The sequence below is a fragment of the Sphingobium fluminis genome (assembly GCF_037723805.1).
Lineage (GTDB): Bacteria > Pseudomonadota > Alphaproteobacteria > Sphingomonadales > Sphingomonadaceae > Sphingobium.
The window spans coordinates 1-18,256 of record NZ_JBBJUK010000001.1 but is presented as its reverse complement, the minus strand read 5'-3'; the positions used below and the strand labels follow the sequence as shown (position 1 = coordinate 18,256).

The following is an 18,256-nucleotide window of genomic DNA, read 5'->3' as shown; positions in this document are numbered from 1 at the left end:
TCAGGCGCGTTCGAGCGATTCGCTGACCTCGCCACCCGCCGCCTCCAGCATCCGCCGCTCCAGCGTATGGAGCCGCGCCTTGCTCTCGATCTTTCCGCCCAGCAGATCGGTGACGTAGAAGGTGTCGACCGCGCGCTCGCCATAGGTGGCGACATGCGCGCTGTGCACCGTGACCTTGGACTGGAACAGCGCATTGGCGAGGCTGAAAAGCAGGGCAGGGCGGTCCCGCGCATTGATTTCCAGCACGGTGAAGCGGTTCGACGCCTTGTTGTCGATCAGCACATTGGGAACGATGTGGAAGGCTTCGGCGCGGGTGCGGGGCAGGGGGCGCGCTTCCAGCCTTGTTATCATCCGATGCCGGTTGGCAAGCGAATCCGCGATGCCGGTCTTGATCCGCGCCAGCTGATCGGGGCTGTGAAAGGCGCCGCCCAGCGGGTCCTGCACCAGGAAATTGTCGATCGCCACGCCGTCGCGCGTCGTATGAATGCGCGCGTCGATGATATTGCCGCCGGCAAGATGGATGGCGCCCGCGATCCGGTAGAACAGCCCCGGATGGTCGGCGGCATAGACTGTGACCAAAGTCGCGCCGCGCTGCGGATAATATTGCGCGGCGATCGCCAGCGGGGAGTCGCCGGACGCCAATATATGCTGGGCATTGTGGATGAGAATATCTTCGGGCTCCGCGATCCAGTAGGATTCGGGCAATCGCCGCCGCAGCGTCTCGAAATCCGCGTCTGCCAGGCCGATCGCATCGCGCAATGCCTGCTGCTTGGCGGCAACCCTGTCGCTGCGGCCCCGCTGCTTGTGGCCAAGGCGAAGCAATTCCTCGGCCGCCTCATACAGATCGCTCAGCAATTGCCGTTTCCAGCTGTTCCATACGCCCGGCCCTACCGCGCGGATATCGACCACGGTCAGGCACAGCAGCAGGCGCAGTCGCTCCGGGCTCTGCACCACTTCGACGAAATCCAGGATCGTCTTATAGTCGGAAAGGTCACGTTTGAACGCCGTGGCCGACATCAGCAGATGATAACGCACCAGCCAGCCCACTGTCTCGGTCTCAGCAGGCGTCAGGCCGAAGCGCGGGCACAGGTGCAGCGCGACCTCCTCACCCAGCAGACTGTGATCGCCGCCCCGCCCCTTGGCGATGTCGTGCAGCAGGACCGCGACATAGAGTACCCGGCGCGACAGCAACTTGCCCATCAGTTCGGTCGCCATCGGATGATCCTCGCGAAGATCGCCCTTCTCGATCCGCGCGAGCAGGCCGACCGCGCGGATCGTATGTTCGTCCACCGTATAGTGATGATACATGTCGAACTGCATCTGTGCGACGACGCGGCGGAAATCTGGCACGAAGCGGCCGAAGACCGAGGATTCGTTCATCCAGCGCAAGACCGTTTCCGGGTCGCGCGGCGATGTCAGTACCTCCATGAAAGCGGCGTTCGCGCGCGCATCCTTGCGGACTTTCGCGGTGATCAGCCCGGCGTCGCGGCTGGCGGCGCGCATCGCACTGGGATGGATCGACAGGCCATGCTTGTCGGCCAGCGCGAAAATTTCGATCAGCCGCACCGGATCGGCCCGGAAGAAATCGTCGCTCGGCAGGGACAGGCGGCCACGGTCGAGCGTGAAGCCATCGAGCTTCTTGGGCCGGCGCAGAAATTCGGGAATATACCGCCGCCCGCGCGCCGCCATCTGATCGTCCAGATGTGCAAGGAACACCGCCGTCAAATCGCCCACGATCTTCGCGTTGAGGAAATAATAGCGCATGAAGCGCTCCACCCCCGACCGCCCATGGCGACCGATGAAGTGCATCCGGGTCGCGGTTTCGAGTTGCAGATCGAAGGTCAGCCGATCTTCCGCTCGCCCGGTGATCATGTGCAGATGGCACCGCACCGCCCAGAGAAAATCCTCGGCCCTTTGAAACTGGCGCAGTTCGCTGGTGGTCAGCAGGCCGACATCGACCAGATCCGCAACGGAGCGGACGCGATTCACATATTTGCCGATCCAGAACAGCGTGTGCAGATCGCGCAGCCCGCCCTTGCCTTCCTTGACATTGGGCTCGACGACATAGCGGCTGTCGCCCATGCGCTTGTGCCGTGCTTCGCGCTCGGCGAGCTTTTCGGTCACGAAGGCCCGGGCGGTGCCCTGCATGATCTCCGCGTCGAACCGGGTCGCGACATCCTCGTACAGTGCGCGGTCGCCCCAGACATAGCGCGCCTCCAGCAGCGCGGTGCGCACCGTCAGGTCGGCCTTCGCCATCCGCATCGTCTCGTCGATCGACCGGCTCGAATGCCCGACCTTGAGGCCGAGGTCCCACAGCGAATAGAGCATCGATTCGATGATCTGTTCGGTCCAGCCGGTGGGCTTCCAGGGGGTGATGAACCCGATGTCCACGTCGCTGTGCGGCGCCATTTCGCCACGGCCATAGCCGCCGACCGCGATCAGCGCGATCCGCTCGCCCGTGCTGCGGTTGCCGGCAGGGTAGAGATGATGGGTCGTAGCGTCATAGAGCAGGCGCAATATCTGGTCGATCAGGAAGGCGAAGGCTGTCACAGCCTCGCGCCCGCGCGTCGGCTTGGCGTCCAGCCGTCGCGCGACCTCCACCCGTCCCTCGTCGAGCGCCGCCTTCAACTCCTTGACGATCAGCCCGCGCAACAGCATCGGATCGCCCCTGTGCGTCTGGGCAAGGGCGTTGATACTGTCGGATATCGCGCGGCGATCGATGATCGCGCGGCGCGACCCCAGAGCGGGGAATTGCATGACCATCGGGCTTATCTAGTCGTCGCGTGCCGCTGCGGCCAGTTGTTTCAGCCGATAGAGATGATCGAGCGCCTCGCGCGGCGACAGCGTATCGGCGTCGATCAGGTCCAACGCCGTGCGCAGCGGATCGACCGGCTTTTCGGTCTGGGCCATGGCGGCGGCGAACAGCGGCAGATCGTCGAGGCCCGCGGCGATACCCCCGGTCTTGGCCTTGCCGGCCTCCAGCCGCGCCAGCACGTCCTTCGCGCGCGTGAGCACGGCGGGCGGCACGCCCGCGAGCCGCGCGACGGCAAGGCCGTAACTGCGGTCGGCCGGTCCCTGCGCGAGCTCATGGAGCAGCACGAGATCACCCTTCCATTCGCGCGCACGCACATGATGCAATGACAGGGCGTCGAGCGTTTCGGCGAGCCGGGTCAGCTCGTGATAATGGGTCGCGAACAGGCATCGGCACTGGTTCACCTCATGCACCGCCTCCACCACCGCCCAGGCGAGCGCCAGCCCGTCATAGGTCGACGTGCCGCGCCCGACCTCGTCCAGAATGACGAAGCTGCGGTCCGTCGCCTGCGCGAGGATCGCGGCGGTCTCCACCATCTCGACCATGAAGGTCGATCGCCCGCGTGCCAGATTGTCGGATGCACCGACCCGGCTGAACAGCCGGTCGACCAATCCCAACGTCGCTTCCTGTGCCGGCACGAAGCTGCCCGCCTGCGCCAGCACGACGATCAGCGCATTCTGTCGCAGGAACGTCGACTTGCCGCCCATATTGGGGCCTGTGACGAGCCACAGCCGATCATCCTCGCCCAGCCGGCAGTCATTGGCGACGAAGGGCTGGCCTTGTTTGCGCAAGGCATCCTCGACCACCGGATGGCGACCGCCGATGATGTCGAGGCAGCGGCCCGGCACGAAGCGGGGCCGCGCCCAGCCGCCCTCCGCCGCCCGCTCGGCCAGCGCCGTCGCGACATCCAGCCGGGCGAGCGCGGCGGCGGCCTGTGCGATCTCGGCTTTGCGCGTCAGAACGTCGCCGATCAGTTCCTCCAGATGCGCGGCTTCCGCCACCAGGGCATGCGCCCCCGCCTGCGCCACTCTGCTGGCCTGTTCGTGCAGGTCGATCGAGTTGAATCGGACGACGCCCGCCAGCGTCTGACGATGGGTGAAGCCGCTGTCGGGCCCCATCAAGGCATCCGCCGCGCGCGCGGGCACTTCGACATGATAGCCGAGCACGCCATTGTGGCGAATCTTCAGTGCGGCGATGCCGGTCTGCTCGCGATAGCGGGCTTCCAGCGTGGCTATCGCGCGGCGGCCGTCGCCGCCAAGCCGGCGCAATTCGTCGAGCGCGGCATCATAGCCATCGGCGATGTAGCCGCCGCTCGCGGTTTCCGTCGGCGGCGTCGGCACCAGCGCGCGCGAAAGTGAGTCGACCAGCGCACCATGGCCGTCGAGCGCCGGCAGCAGCGCGCGCAGCAGCGGTGGCTGCGCCGCCATCCGACCCAGTCGCTCACGCAGCAGCCGCGCTTCGCCCAGGCCGTCGCGCAACGCGCCCAAATCGCGCGGGCTACCCCGGTCGACGGCGATCCGCCCCAGCGCGCGGCCGATATCGGGCAGCGCGCGCAACGCGCCGCGCAACTGATCGCGCAGTCCGCCATCGTCGTGGAACAGCTGGAGCAGGTCCAGCCGCTCTTCGATCTGCGCCTCGTCCATCAGTGGTGCCGACAGGTCCTGCGCCAGCAGACGCGCGCCCGCTCCCGTCACCGTGCGGTCTATGGCGAACAACAGACTGCCTGCTCGCGCGCCGCTCATGGTGGCGGTGATTTCCAGACTCTCGCGCGTCGCCGCGTCGATCGCGACATGGCCGCCCCGGCTCTTGCGGACGGGCGGGGCCAGGAACGGCAGCGTGCCCTTTCCGGCATGATCGAGATAGCCGATCAGGCCACCCATCGCGGCCAGTTCCGCGCGGGCGAACTGGCCGAAGCCTTCAAGCGTCGCGACACCGAACAGGCGCTTGAGCGCCGTTTCGCCTCCGCCGCTGGAAAAGGCCGCGCGATCGAAGGGATAGGCTTCGTCCAACGCAAAGTCCGCGCCCTGCGCAACGATGATCTCGCTCGGGCGCAGCCGCGCCAGCTCGGCGGGCAGGTCTGCAAGGGCCACGGTCACCGTCTCGAACTTACCCGTGGAGATATCGGCGGCGGCTATACCGATCTCGTCTAGGTCAGCGCCGACGCGCGCGAGCGCGACCAGCATATTGTCGCTGCGCGCGTCGAGCAGCGTATCTTCGGTCAGCGTGCCGGCGGTGACGTAGCGCTTGATCGCGCGCGCCACCAGGGTCTTGCCGCCACGGGCCTTGGCCTCGGCGGGCGTTTCGACCTGTTCGGCGATAGCGACGCGGTGCCCCGCCTTGATGAGCCGTGCCAGATAGGCTTCGGCGCTATGGACCGGCACGCCGCACATCGGGATCGGCGCGCCGTCATGTTCGCCCCGGCTGGTAAGCGCTATGTCCAGCGTAGCCGCCGCCGCCTTCGCATCGTCGAAGAACAGCTCGAAGAAATCGCCCATGCGGTAGAATAAAAGGCATCCATCGGCCTGCGCCTTCAGCCCCAGATATTGCGCCATCATGGGCGTCGGCGGGGCGGAAGCGGGATCGGACGGCGCTGGCATGATGGTTGTGGCGATAGCGGCAAGCGGCACGCGAGGAAAGAGCGCGAAAAAAGGGCTTCTCGCGCTTGCCCACAAGCCCTGCTTGCCGCTAGGGCCAGCCTCAAACCATCGATCAGGGGATGCGCGGTGAGCGACAAGTCGAATGTGGAATTTTCCGAGCGCGAAGCGCTGTTCTTCCACTCGACCGGACGGCCGGGCAAGATCGAGATCATCGCGTCCAAGCCGATGGCGACGCAACGTGACCTCAGCCTCGCCTATTCGCCCGGCGTTGCGGTGCCCGTGCTCGCCATCGCCGCCGATCCGGCGACGGCCTATGACTATACCGCCAAAGGCAATCTGGTCGCGGTCATCTCCAACGGGACGGCGATCCTCGGCCTCGGCAATCTCGGCGCGCTGGCCTCCAAGCCGGTGATGGAAGGCAAGGCCGTCCTCTTCAAGCGCTTTGCCGATGTCGATTCGATCGATATCGAACTCAATACCGAAGATGTCGACCGGCTGATCGACGCGATCGAGCTGATGGAGCCGACGTTCGGCGGCATCAACCTTGAAGATTTCAAGGCGCCCGAATGTTTCATCATCGAACAGACGCTGAAAGAACGGATGAATATTCCGGTCTTTCACGATGACCAGCATGGCACGGCGATCATCGCGGCGGCAGGCGTCATCAACGCGGCGATGCTCACCGGCCGCGAGCTGAAGGATCTAAAAGTCGTCGTGAACGGCGCGGGGGCATCGGCCATCGCCTGCACCGAACTGATCAAGTCGATCGGCGTCGCACACAATAATGTCGTCATGTGCGACAGCAAGGGCGTGATCTATCAGGGCCGCACCGAGGGCATGAACCAGTGGAAGTCGGCGCATGCGGTCAAGACAGACCTGCGCACGCTGACCGAGGCGCTGAAAGGCGCAGACGTGTTCCTGGGGCTTTCCGTCGCCGGTGCCGTCACGCCCGAAATGGTCAAGGATATGGGCGAAAAGCCGATCATCTTCGCCATGGCCAATCCCGATCCCGAGATCACGCCGCCCGACGCCAAGGCCGTCCGTCCCGACGCGATAGTCGCCACCGGCCGTTCGGACTATCCCAATCAGGTCAATAATGTCCTTGGCTTCCCGTTCATCTTCCGGGGCGCACTCGATGTGCGCGCAACCACTATCAACGAGGCGATGAAGATCGCCGCCGCCCGCGCCATCGCCGAACTGGCGCGCGAACAGGTGCCCGAGGAAGTGGCCAAGGCCTATGGCAAGTCGCAGAGCTTTGGCCCGGAATATATCATTCCCGCGCCCTTCGACCCGCGCCTGATGGAGGTCGTGCCGGCCGCCGTCGCGCAGGCGGCGATGGACAGCGGCGTCGCGCAAAAGCCGATCACCGACATGGCCGCCTATCGCCAGTCGCTCAAGGCCCGGCTCAACCCGACGACGACCGTTCTGACCACCGCCTACGAGACGGCGAAGGCCAATCCCAAGCGGGTCGTCTTTGCCGAAGGCGAGGAAGAGGTGGTGCTGCGCGCCGCGATCCAGTTCCAGAATCTGGGCTATGGCACGGCGGTGCTGGTCGGTAGGGACGGTGTGCGCGACCAGCTAAAGGCGCTGGGCGTCGCCGATCCCGACAGTTTCGAACTGCACAACAGCGTTAATTCGCCGCTGGTCGAGAAGATGGTCGACCTGCTCTATGCGCGTCTCCAGCGGCGCGGTTATCTGCGCCGCGACTGCGAACGCATGGTCAATCGCGATCGCAACATCTTCGGCGCACTGCTCGTCAAGATGGGCGTCGCCGACGCGATGATTTCCGGCATGACCCGGCCCTATGCGCAGACGCTGCGCGAAGTGAAGCGCGTCATCGATCCGGCGGCGGGCCGCACGCCCTTCGGCATCCATGTCATGGTCACGAAGAGCCAGACCGTCTTCATTGCCGACACCACCGTCAATGAACGGCCCAGCCCCAGCGAGCTGGCCGATATCGCCGAGGGCACCGCTGCCGTCGCCCGTCGCATGGGGCATGATCCCCGAGTCGCGTTTCTGTCTTTCTCCAGCTTCGGCAACCCCCCCGGCGCGTTTCTTGAAAATATCCGGGAGGCCGTCGCCATTCTCGACGGCCGCAGCGTTGACTTCGAATATGAGGGCGAGATGGCGGCCGACGTCGCGCTCAATCCGGCGGTGATGAAAAGCTATCCGTTCAGCCGGCTGTCCGGCGCGGCCAATGTGCTGGTGATGCCGGGGCTTCAGTCGGCCAACATCTCCGCCAAGCTGCTGCGCGAACTGGGTGGCGCTTCGCTGATCGGGCCGATGCTGGTCGGCATGGAAAAATCGGTGCAGATCGCGACCATGGCCTCGAACGCGTCCGAATTGTTGACGCTCGCCGTGCTGGCGGCAGGAGGCATCGCCCTTTGACGGGCGGATGGGCGATTGGCGTAGCGCGATAGAACAAGACTCTGTATCGCGGGTGAGTTGACGTTCACGTCAATACGCCGGAGTCCTGTCGATGACCTTTGTCCCGCCCTTTGCCGAACAGCGCTTCGTGCTCAAGCATATCGTTGGGCTGGAAGCGCTGGATGATGATCTGGTCGAAGCGGTGCTGGAAGGCGCCGGACAGATCGCGACGGACCAATGGGCGCCGCTGCGCCGCGTCGGCGACGTGCAGGGCGCGCGCTGGACACCCGATGGCGTGGTCACGCCACCCGGCTTTGCCGGGGCCTATCGTGATTTCGTCGCCGGAGGATGGAGTACGATCGGCGTGCCGGAAGCGCTGGGCGGGCAGGGGCTGCCCTTCGCCTTGCAGATCGCTGTCTACGACATGCTGGGCAGCGCCAATACGGCGCTGATGCTATGCCCTATCCTCAGCAGTGGAGCGGTCGAGGCGCTGTCGCGTCATGGCAGCGCGGACCAGCAGGCACGGTATCTGCCAAAGCTCGTGACCGGCGCGTGGACCGCGACGATGAACCTGACCGAACCGCAGGCGGGATCGGACGTTGGCGCATTACGGACGCGGGCCACGCCGCGACCCGATGGCGGCTGGTCGATCAAGGGAACGAAGATTTTCATCTCGTTCGGCGATCATGACATGGCCGATAATATCATCCACCTCGTACTGGCCCGCACGCCGGACGCGCCCGAGGGAACACGCGGCATATCGCTGTTCCTCGTCCCCAAATATCGCCTGGACGACGACGGCGCGCCCGGCGTGTTCAACGATGTCCGTGCGGTCTCGATCGAACATAAGCTGGGCCTTCATGGCTCGCCCACCTGCGTCATGAGCTTCGGCGAGGCGGACGACTGTATCGGTGAGATGATCGGCCCGCTGCATGGCGGGATGCGCGCCATGTTCACGATGATGAACAATGCGCGGCTGTTGGTCGGGCTTCAGGGCGTGCATGTGGCCGAAGGCGCGACGCAGGCCGCCATTGCCTATGCCAAAACGCGCATCCAGTCGGCGCGCGCGGGGTCTCCCGATCGCGCGCCGGTGGCGATCATCGAACATCCCGATGTGCGCCGCATGCTGCTGCGCATGCGGGGCCTGACGGATGCGGCCCGCGCATTGGTCTATTACACCGCCGGCCAGACCGACCGTGCGCTGGGCGGGGATCAGGCGGCAGCTGACCGGGTCGCGCTGCTCACCCCGCTGGCGAAGGCCCATGCGACCGATATCGGGTGCGAAGTCACCTCGATCGGCATTCAGGTTCATGGCGGCATGGGGTTCATCGAAGACACGGGCGTCGCGCAATTCTATCGCGATGCGCGGGTGTTCCCCATTTATGAGGGAACGAACGGCATCCAGGCCGCGGATCTGGTCGGCCGCAAGCTCGATCTTGGGGGTGGCGAAGTCTTCGCCAGCCTGATCGCGGCGATCGATGCAGAGGCGCGACATCCGGCGTTGCGGGCTCTTGTGGCGCAGTGCAGGGCCATAGGCCAAACGCTGTCTCGCGCAGATATGCCGGACCGGCTGGCAGGGAGCGCGGCGTTCCTCACCATGGTCTCGACCGCGGTGTGCGGCTGGCTGCTCGAACGCGAGGTGGCGGCGTTGCCTTCCGGGACAATGGATGATTTCGCCGCGCGCAAGCGGGCGACGGTAAGCTTCTATCTCGACCAGGTGGTGCCGCACGCGCAGGGGTTGGCAGCGTCGGCGTCGGCTGGAGCCGCCAGCCTCTATCTATTACCCGCCGAAAGCTTCGCTTGAGAAATGCTGCAACCTGCGCTGAAGACTTGCAACCCGCGCCCAAGTCTAGAATGAAGCGGTGCATGACCATCGCACCGCAAATCGACAGCGCGACCTTCCGGCATGTGCTGGGCCATTATCCCACCGGCGTTTGCGTCGTGACGGCCATGGCGCCTGAAGGTGAGGCTCTGGGCATGGTCGTTGGCTCGTTCACGTCGGTCTCCCTCGACCCGCCGCTCGTCGCCTTCTTCCCGGCGAAAAGCTCGTCCAGCTGGCCCCCGATCGCGGCGGTGGGCAAATTTTGTGTGAACGTCCTTACCAATGAGCAGCAGGCGCTTTGCAGCCAGTTCGCCACGCGCGGCGGGGACAAATTCGCCGGGGTTTCGCACCGCGCTTCGGCCAATGGGTCGCCTATATTGGATGGCGGTCTGGCGTGGATCGACTGCTCGCTCGATGCCGTGCATGATGCCGGCGATCATTATATAGTGGTTGGCCGCGTGCTCGCGCTGGGCGTGGAAGCGCCCGGCCGCCCGCTGCTGTTTTTCCAGGGCACTTACGGCCAGTTTGCAGCGTTTGATCCGCTTTGACGGCAGAAAGCGAAGCGGCTTGAGAATGGGACAGCAATGTTTCTTAACGCCTGAGCCATAAAACTGCGCCGTCCCTGCCACCGGATCGCCCATGACTGCGTTGCTCATCACCGTCGATACGGAATTGTCCGCCTTGCTGCATCAGCGCGGCGTGGCGCTTGACGCCAATGTGGCCAGCTCCATCTGGGGGAGGCATGGACAGGCATCCGGTCAGGATGTCGGCATCGGGTGGCAGATGGACATGCTCGACCGCCACGGTCTCAAGGGCGTATTCTTTCTCGATCCATTACCGGCGCTGGTTCATGGCCCCGACTTCCTGCGCCCGATCGTTAGCGCGATCTTGGGGCGCGGGCATGAGGTCCAGCTTCACGCCCATACCGAATGGCTTGCCTGGGCAGACAAGTCCCCCGTGAAAGGACGCCAGGGGCGGAATATCGGCGATTTTTCGCTGGACCACCAAATTGTGCTGCTCGATCTGGGCCGAACGATGCTGGAGCAGGCGGGCGCAGCCTCGATCACCGCGTTTCGCGCCGGCAATTATGGCGCGAATGACGATACGCTGCGCGCACTCGCCGCGATCGGCCTGTCATGGGACAGCAGCGTCAATCCGGCTTATCTGGGTTCCGGGTGCGATATCGGCCTGCCGTCCGACCTGATCGGACCCACGCGCAGGCTTGGCGCAGCCGAACTGCCGATCTCGGGCATTGCCGATCGGCCGGGCGGCTTCCGGCCCGCGCAAGTGTGCGCCATGTCCGCGCGCGAGATGGCGGCGGGCCTGCGCCACGCCGCCCGCCACGGCCACGATAGCTTCGTCGTCGTGACGCACAGTTTCGAAATGCTGTCGCGCGACCGGAAGCGGCCCAACCGCACCGTCATGCGCCGGTTCGAACAACTGTGCCGTCTTGCGCAACGATTGCCCGAGGTTCGTTCATCCGGGTTCGCCGACCTGCCGCCCGACCTGCCGGAGCGGGGCGCGGCGCGCGAATTGACTCGGGTAGCGCCCGATCGGCTGAGGACTGTCCAGCGCATGGTGGAACAGGCATGGGCCACATGGCGCTACGAGCGCAGGGCCGCCCCTGCATGACGGCCTTGCCCGGCGCGCTGATTCTCGGCGCCGACAGCGCGATCGGCCTTACCCTCGTCCGCGAGCTTGGACAGCATGGCGTGCCGGTGCATGCCGTCATGCGCGAAGGTGGCATTGCGGGAGCTTCACGCTTTTGCACTACGGCGCAGCGACGGCCGGATGGCCCGCTTTCGCTCTGGCTGCCCGGCATGATCGCTCTCACTGGTGCCCGCGCGGTGTTCGCCATATCGGAAACCGACCTCGTCGAACTGGCGAAGTTGCCGGCGAGGATCGGCGATTGCCACATATTGACGCCGCGCGCCGAGCCGCTCGGGCGAACGCTCGACAAAAGCCGCACGCTGGCCATCGCCGCCGATGCCGGCCTGCGCGTGCCGCGAAGCTGGCAACCGCGCGCCGGCGATGATTTCTCCGCGCGCGCGGCGGTCGAGGATTATCCGCTCGTCGCCAAATGGTCCAACCCGCCAGACGTCATTCCGCTGCTCGAACGCGCCGGGCTGGAGTGGATCAAAGCCGAATATGTCCGCTCGCCTCAGGAACTACTGGCGCTGATCGAGCGCTATCGTCCGATCGGGCGCTGGCCGCTCATTCAGCAATATTGCCGCGGTGTCGGCATCGGTCAGATGCTGCATATGGAATCGGGGCGCGCTACGCTGCACTTTCAGCACCGGCGGCTGCACGAATGGCCGCCCGAAGGCGGGGTGTCCACCCTTTGCCAGGCCGAACCGCCCGATCGCCATCAGGTGCAGATGCTACTTTCCGAAACACTGCTGCGAGCGCTCGACTGGGAAGGGCCGGCGATGGTGGAATATCGGCATGAGCCGGGCACCGGCCATTATTGGTTGATGGAGGTCAATGGCCGCTTCTGGGGCAGCTTGCCGTTAGCCCTGCACTGTGGCGCGCATTTCGCATGGGAAAATTACCGGCGTACTGTTCTGGGCCACAATGCGCCTGCGCCTCGTCCCCGGCATGATCTGCGCGCCCGTTATATGGTGCCGGAAACCAAGCGGCTCGTCCGGCTGTGGCTTGCGCGCGGCCGGATTCGCGATCCCTTTTTCCGGGCCCGTCCGTTAAGGGACCTTGTGAGCTATATTCTTGGCTGTTTCGACCCGCGCATGCGCTATTATGTGTTCATGCTTTCGGACCCGCGTCCCTGGGCGCGGGATCTGATCCAGATGGCGCGGAAAGCCGTGCGGCTGGGAAAGCGCTGAAAAGCCCCGGGATGGCCCCGTCGATGCGGGCGAGGCACCGCGCCATGTAGCGACCGTCCAGCCCATAGGGATCGTGCAGATGGGGCAGCATCGGCCGCGCGAAGCGTCCGAGCAGCATCCGCGGCAGATGGGCGAGCCGAGGGTCGGCGGCGAGGCGGTGCAACTGGCGCACCTCCATGGCGAGCAGCAGGTCCCCCTGTTCCGGCGTGTAGTTGGCCATATCGACCGCCCGATGCGCGGACAAGTCATGACCCATCGCACGCGCCGCGACGATCGCCGGATCATGCGCGGGACACCCGGTCGTGGTGGACAGGCCGAACGACGCGGTGCGCAGCCCCGCCTTGCGCGCGACGAAATCGGCAAAGGGGCTGCGGCAGATATTGCCCTGACACACGAAGACCAGCCGCCGTACGGCGCCGGCATCCGGCCTGCGCGACGCCGAGAGGCCCAACGCCAGTTGGGGATAGGACAGGCCGAGCCGGACGAGCCCACGGATGGTGCCGAAGCGAGCGCGGATCATGGGCGGAATCGCGGAAAAAGAAAGGGGCGGCGGGACATGGCCTGTCTTTGTCGCACAGAGTTCTTGACGAAACCTATCCCTGACCGTCCCCAGCCAGCGGGAAAATATTTCCACGACGAAACGACAGCGAAATAAGATATGATATCTTGTCTCTTTTATTCGGTCCGGCTAAGCACGCCCCACGGGGATAAAGCGCCCAAAGGCGTCATGGGAGAGGACCCAGGTAAAAACAAAAATCTGGAGCGGGGATCCGATGTAATCGGATTGCAAGCCGCTCCAGGGTTGCAAAGGGTCTGTCTATGCGTCGTTGGATTTTCCTCTCAAGCTGTTCGTTGTTTGCTGCCGTGGGCTTAGCGGCTCCGCTCGTCGCCATGGGCGCGGATGGCGCGCCGGATACCGCCGACGGGCCATATCATGCACCGCCTTCGTCTGAGATTATCGTGACCGCACCGTTCCAGCGGGCGCGCACTGATGTGCTGTCGAGTGTGTCCGTCGTCCAGGGCGCCGCCTTGACCCAGCAATTGCGCCCTTCGATCGGCGAAACGCTCCAGCATCTTCCCGGCGTTTCGGCCACGTCCTTTGGCCCCAACGCCTCGCGGCCGGTGCTGCGCGGGCTTCAGGGCGAACGGGTGCGCATGCTGACCGACGGCATTGGTTCGATCGACGTGTCCAACACCAGCGTCGATCATGCCGTGGTCGTCAATCCGCTGTTGGCCGAACGGATCGAGGTGCTGCGTGGTCCCGCCTCGCTCCTGTTCGGATCTTCGGCGATCGGCGGCGTCGTCAACGTCATCGACAAACGCATTCCGCGCTCGGTGCCCGACGAGCCTGTTCACGTCGACATGACCGGCACTTACGGCAGCGCCGCCAATGAACGTTCGGGCGCTGGCGCGGTCGATGTGCCGATCGGCGACAGATTCGTCATCCACGCCGATGGCAGCTATCAGAAGACCGATGACCTGCGCATCGGCGGTTATGCCCTCGCCCCCGGCTCGCGGGAGCAGGCGCTGGCTTCCAGCGGGCTTACGGGAGAGGCCGACGCGGCCGACTTTGTCACCGCCGCCGGCATAAAGGGGCGGCTGCCCAACAGCGCGGGCAAGACATGGACGGCGGGCATTGGGGCGGCGCTTATTACCGAGACCGGCAATCTGGACGTGTCCTACAGCCATTATGACAGCCTCTATGGCGTCCCGGTGCGGTTCGCCACCTTACCGGGCCAGACCCAGGAAGCACCCCGCCTCGATCTCGCGCAGGACCGGCTCGATCTGCGCGCCGAAGTGACCACCGGCGGCTCGATCCTCAAAGCCATCAGGGTGCGCGCGGGCTATGCCAGCTATCGCCACTTCGAACTGGAGGAGGACGGAGCCGTCGGCACCGCCTTTTATAATAAGGGTATCGAAGCCCGTCTGGAGTTGGTGCAGGCCGATCATGGCGCGTGGAAGGGTGCGACCGGCATCCAATATTTCTCGCGAGATTTCGACGTCGTGGGAGATGAGGCTTCGCTGCCCAAAAACAGCACGCAGCAATTCGGCCTCTTCACCCTCCAGACGTTCGATTATGGGGCCTTCAAACTGGAGGCAGGCGGGCGTTACGAACATAGCGAACTCCAGGCGAGTCCACAGGCTGCTCAGCCGCAATTCTTCTCGGGCAAGCGTCTTTTCGACACTGTTTCCCTCTCTGGCGGGGCGTCCTACAGCGTGACCCCGGCGTGGCGGGTCGGCGTCAATCTGTCGCATACGGTGCGTGCGCCGTCCGCCGAAGAATTGTTCGCCAACGGGCCGCATGGCGGCACTCAGGCATTCGAAGTCGGCAATCCCGATTTCAAGGCGGAACGCGCCTACGGGCTTGAAGCGGTCGTCCGGGGCAAGGGCGATAGCTACAGCTTTGAAGCGTCAGCCTATCACAACTGGTTTTCGAACTTCATCTATGAAGGACCGACCGGCGGGCAAGAAGACGGGCTTCCGGTCTATCGGTTCGGACAAGCGAAGGCGCGCTATTACGGGTTCGAAGCGCAGGGGTCGCTGACGCTCGCGCGCATCGGTGACGTCCAGATCGTGACGGATGCGCTCGGCGACTATGTCCATGCGGATATTTCCGGCGAAGGCCCCGCACCGCGCATCCCACCGCTCCGCCTGCTGGGTGGCCTGGGTGTCAACAGCCCCAGGGTAGACGTGCGTGGCGAGGTCGAGTGGACAGATGCGCAACGGCGGGTCGCTGCCTTCGAAACGGCGACGGGCGGCTTCACTATCGTCAACGCCCAGGTCAATGTTCGGCCATGGGGTATGGAAAGGCCCCTCAGCTTTGCCTTGTCGGCCAATAATATCTTCGACGTCGACGCACGCCGCCACGCGTCTTTCCTCAAGGATTTCGCACCGCTCCCGGGCCGTGACGTACGCGTGACCGCCCGGGCGAGTTTTTAGTCCGGTACAAAAACCTGGAGAGCGCGGCTTCACAAACAGCACGGGCGTGACCCAGGAGCCCGATCCTGCACGAATATCGCGAGCGGACGTAACGTGGCGTGCGCCCGCCCGAGCCCACATCTTCGCTCACCGAGGACTGCGACAGCGCTGTAAAGACTGGAAGAATGTGGCGGAGACGGAGGGATTCGAACTGTTCCTCCAAACTATTGATTTATCGTCGCGAGGAGTTGTAACCCTTCTTTGCACGCCACGAAATTAGCCACATCGACAATTTCTCGTGAAAACCGGTGTTTGTTGCCAGCATTCGACAGCGTAAACCTCTATCGAATTCACATTGCATGATCAAGGCCGACGGTCGCCGGCACGCTGTGTTCAAAAGATATCCTACCGGCCGCCTTTGGGACAAAGCCGACGCCATGAGTGGACCGTAAAGCGTCGGCTTCCGCCGGAGTCCGCCATTCGTGGGTTTGAATGCCGCTAACATCGTTGAGCCATTCTTCGTCATCAAGTTAAAGCGGTCACTACCAAGCTATTCTCAGCGACACGCGCACCTGCCGTGGTTCGACGGGGTGGATGTGCCGGTCCTCCACGCCTTCTGCGGGTTCGCCGCGAAGGCGGGAGGCATAGAAATAGCTGATGTCGGCGTCGCTGGCATCGAACAGGTTTAGCACATCCAAACCCAGTTTTACGCGCCCGACGCGGTAATAGGCACCCAGGTTGACGAGCGTCGTCGGATAGGACCGGACGCTGCCGTCTTCGATGAGCGGAGATGCGCCGAAATGGCGGAGGCGTAGCGAGCCGCTGAGGCCATGGCCCAGTTCGATGGCCGCGCCCGCCGAGATCACCTCGCTCACCGAATTGGGAATGCGGTCCTCGCCGGATGGAACGTGATGAAAACGGGCATGGGTGACGGCGGCGGCGGCATCGATCGTGAGCCAGTCGGTCGGACGCCAGAACAGGCTCGCTTCCGCGCCTTGGCGGCGGGTCGCGTCATTGGGTTCGGTGCCGCCGCCATCACCCACGAACACCAGTTCGGACGCCAGATCGAGATAGAAGCCGACCAGCGACAGGGTCAAACGCGGCGTTTCGACGCGCCCGCCGATTTCGGCGCCACGGGCCTTGACCAGCGCCTGCACCCGGTCGACCGGATCGCCGGTTACCGGATCGATGCTGATCGTCGCCCCGCGCACGTCGTTGGAATGGAAGCTCTCGCCATAATTGGCATAAAGTTCAAGCCGGTCCAGCGCGCGCCATGCCAGCGCCACCTTGGGGCTGGGCATGAAGTCCGAACCCTTGCCGCTATTGGCGGCGAAAGTCTGTGCGGCCACGTCATAGCCATAGAGATCGCCACGCAGGCCAAGGGTGAGGCGTAGCCGATCGGTCAGCGATGCGGTGCCCTCGACGAACAGGGCACCGCTATATTCATCGACCTTGTCCTGACGGATCGTCCCGCTGGCCACGCCGCCGACCGAGCTATACAGGCCGATTTTCCCGATATGATCCCAGCGCACGTCCCCGCCCACGGTCAGGTCGACCGGCAATCCGGCGATGCGCGCGGCCCAGTTGCGCCGCACCGATCCGCCGAAAACGCCGCGCTGGTCGCGTTGGCGAAACTGGTCGCCATTGACGGGATCGTTGAGGAAGAAGGTGAAGTTGGACGTCAGCGCGAAGCGATAATAGAGTCCGTACAGACTGACCTGCATATCCCCCAGCGTGGCGCCGGCATTCAATCCCAGCCGGGTGGTTTCGCCGCCCAGCGTCGGGTCGATATTCCCCCAGCGGCTGATGAGACCACTGGCGATGGCACGTTCGGGCACCTGATCGGTCGCGTTCCAGCGTGCACGATAGCCTGTAAAGCCGAGATTCCAGCCATGATCGGGCGTGCCTTGAGAATATTTGACCAGCGCATTGATCTTCTGCAGATCCTCGTCGAGCGTCCAGGGTCCGTTGGACAGCGTGCCATCCAACGCGACGAGCAGGTCCCCTTTTCCCACGGCGGCGCTCCCCGCGGCGAGCGCGCGATAATAGCCATAGCTGCCCGTGGTCGCCTCGACGATCGGTCTTTGAAGCCTGTCCATCGTCTTGAACATCACCGTGCCGGCCGCCGAAAAATCGCCGACATCGGCAAAATAGGGGCCTTTGCGATAATCGATCCGTTCGACCAGTTCCGGGATCAGGAAGTTGAGATCGAGATAGCCCTGCCCATGCCCGTGGCTGCGCATATTGATCGGTACGCCGTCCACGAACGCGGCGAAATCGGTGCCATGATCCAGATTGAAGCCGCGCAGGAAATATTGGTTCGCCTTGCCGGTGCCGCTATGCTGGGTGGCGATCACACCGGGCACATTTTCGACCAGTTCGCCGACGCGGGACAAGGGCTTGTCCTCGAAATCACGATAGCCAACGACGCCTTGCGATCCGGAGATCGCGGAGCCGATCTGGGGAAGGGAACGGCCGTAGACGATGATGTCATGATCGTCGTCCCGCACCTGATCCTGTGCCGCGGCCAGGGGAGAAGCGGCCAGAATCATGATCCCGGCGAGTGTCGAAATATGACGACCCAGGATAGGGCGCCCTTGGGATGGCTTCATCGATCGCATGCTCCGGGAGTTCGTTTCCTCTGCGCGGCGCGTGTCGGCGCGCGGCTTATCAGTCTTCCGCGATCCTGCGGGATCAGCCGAACAGGGCGACCGTGCGCTCGGCCAGCCAGTAGGAGGCGAGCGTTCCGACGAGCGCCGCGCTGGCATGGCGGGCCCTCACCGGTGCATCGGCGCCCAGGCGCAGATACGCCGAGGCTTTGCGCAGGATCAGGTACAGCGCAATCGCAGCGATCACGAAGATCAACTGGCCGATCTCGACGCCCAGGTTGAAGAACAGT

At 64.4% G+C, this 18,256-nt stretch carries 11 protein-coding genes; 6 read left to right on the top strand and 5 right to left on the bottom strand.

The window, feature by feature from the left end; translation table 11 throughout:
• Complete coding sequence (locus tag WG907_RS00055) at nucleotides 1-2,763, bottom strand: [protein-PII] uridylyltransferase (RefSeq protein WP_340230471.1); 2,763 nt, start codon at nucleotides 2,761-2,763, stop codon at nucleotides 1-3.
• A 9-nt stretch (nucleotides 2,764-2,772) separates the two neighbouring features.
• Nucleotides 2,773-5,409 carry a DNA mismatch repair protein MutS gene (gene mutS / locus WG907_RS00050; protein WP_340230470.1) on the bottom strand — a complete coding sequence of 879 codons (2,637 nt, stop codon included), beginning with the start codon at nucleotides 5,407-5,409 and terminating at the stop codon, nucleotides 2,773-2,775.
• A 126-nt stretch (nucleotides 5,410-5,535) separates the two neighbouring features.
• Here mutS and WG907_RS00045 point away from each other — a divergent pair, with 126 nt between their 5' ends.
• The 5 genes from WG907_RS00045 to WG907_RS00025 all read left to right on the top strand — a co-directional run bounded on the left by WG907_RS00045 (nucleotide 5,536) and on the right by WG907_RS00025 (nucleotide 12,438).
• A complete protein-coding gene (locus WG907_RS00045) occupies nucleotides 5,536-7,797 on the top strand; it encodes an NADP-dependent malic enzyme (RefSeq protein ID WP_340230469.1) in 2,262 nt (753 codons plus the stop codon).
• 91 nt (nucleotides 7,798-7,888) lie between these two features.
• Nucleotides 7,889-9,580 carry an acyl-CoA dehydrogenase family protein gene (locus WG907_RS00040; RefSeq protein ID WP_340230468.1) on the top strand — a complete coding sequence of 564 codons (1,692 nt, stop codon included), beginning with the start codon at nucleotides 7,889-7,891 and terminating at the stop codon, nucleotides 9,578-9,580.
• A 62-nt stretch (nucleotides 9,581-9,642) separates the two neighbouring features.
• Nucleotides 9,643-10,146, top strand: coding sequence for a flavin reductase family protein (locus WG907_RS00035; RefSeq protein WP_340230467.1), 504 nt, complete (start codon nucleotides 9,643-9,645; stop codon nucleotides 10,144-10,146).
• 91 nt (nucleotides 10,147-10,237) lie between these two features.
• Nucleotides 10,238-11,230 (top strand): polysaccharide deacetylase family protein, encoded by a 993-nt coding sequence (locus WG907_RS00030; RefSeq protein ID WP_340230466.1) that lies wholly within the window; start codon nucleotides 10,238-10,240, stop codon nucleotides 11,228-11,230.
• Nucleotides 11,227-12,438, top strand: coding sequence for a carboxylate--amine ligase (locus WG907_RS00025; protein WP_340231775.1), 1,212 nt, complete (start codon nucleotides 11,227-11,229; stop codon nucleotides 12,436-12,438). The genes WG907_RS00030 and WG907_RS00025 overlap by 4 nt, the downstream gene beginning before the upstream one ends.
• On the opposite strand, the gene WG907_RS00020 is transcribed toward WG907_RS00025, so the two are convergent.
• Nucleotides 12,359-12,958, bottom strand: coding sequence for an arsenate reductase/protein-tyrosine-phosphatase family protein (locus WG907_RS00020; RefSeq protein ID WP_340230465.1), 600 nt, complete (start codon nucleotides 12,956-12,958; stop codon nucleotides 12,359-12,361). The genes WG907_RS00025 and WG907_RS00020 overlap by 80 nt on opposite strands.
• 299 nt (nucleotides 12,959-13,257) lie before the next feature.
• Here WG907_RS00020 and WG907_RS00015 point away from each other — a divergent pair, with 299 nt between their 5' ends.
• Complete coding sequence (locus tag WG907_RS00015) at nucleotides 13,258-15,378, top strand: TonB-dependent receptor (RefSeq protein WP_340230464.1); 2,121 nt, start codon at nucleotides 13,258-13,260, stop codon at nucleotides 15,376-15,378.
• 521 nt (nucleotides 15,379-15,899) lie between these two features.
• Here WG907_RS00015 and WG907_RS00010 read toward each other — a convergent pair.
• Entirely contained in the window at nucleotides 15,900-17,909 is a 2,010-nt protein-coding gene (locus WG907_RS00010) for a TonB-dependent receptor (RefSeq protein WP_340230463.1), read from the bottom strand.
• A gap of 142 nt (nucleotides 17,910-18,051) precedes the next feature.
• Nucleotides 18,052-18,256 (bottom strand): HupE/UreJ family protein (locus tag WG907_RS00005; RefSeq protein ID WP_522012755.1); only part of this gene is annotated, 205 nt, incomplete at its 5' end.

What these genes read in the sequence shown, in the direction of transcription:
- WG907_RS00055 (WP_340230471.1), bottom strand. Translation starts at nt 2,763, where the DNA reads ATGGTCATGCAATTCCCCGCTCTGGGGTCGCGCCGCGCGATCATCGAT.
- mutS (WP_340230470.1), bottom strand. Translation starts at nt 5,409, where the DNA reads ATGCCAGCGCCGTCCGATCCCGCTTCCGCCCCGCCGACGCCCATGATG.
- WG907_RS00040 (WP_340230468.1), top strand. Translation starts at nt 7,889, where the DNA reads ATGACCTTTGTCCCGCCCTTTGCCGAACAGCGCTTCGTGCTCAAGCAT.
- WG907_RS00035 (WP_340230467.1), top strand. Translation starts at nt 9,643, where the DNA reads ATGACCATCGCACCGCAAATCGACAGCGCGACCTTCCGGCATGTGCTG.
- WG907_RS00030 (WP_340230466.1), top strand. Translation starts at nt 10,238, where the DNA reads ATGACTGCGTTGCTCATCACCGTCGATACGGAATTGTCCGCCTTGCTG.
- WG907_RS00025 (WP_340231775.1), top strand. Translation starts at nt 11,227, where the DNA reads ATGACGGCCTTGCCCGGCGCGCTGATTCTCGGCGCCGACAGCGCGATC.
- WG907_RS00020 (WP_340230465.1), bottom strand. Translation starts at nt 12,958, where the DNA reads ATGATCCGCGCTCGCTTCGGCACCATCCGTGGGCTCGTCCGGCTCGGC.
- WG907_RS00015 (WP_340230464.1), top strand. Translation starts at nt 13,258, where the DNA reads ATGCGTCGTTGGATTTTCCTCTCAAGCTGTTCGTTGTTTGCTGCCGTG.
- WG907_RS00010 (WP_340230463.1), bottom strand. Translation starts at nt 17,909, where the DNA reads ATGATTCTGGCCGCTTCTCCCCTGGCCGCGGCACAGGATCAGGTGCGG.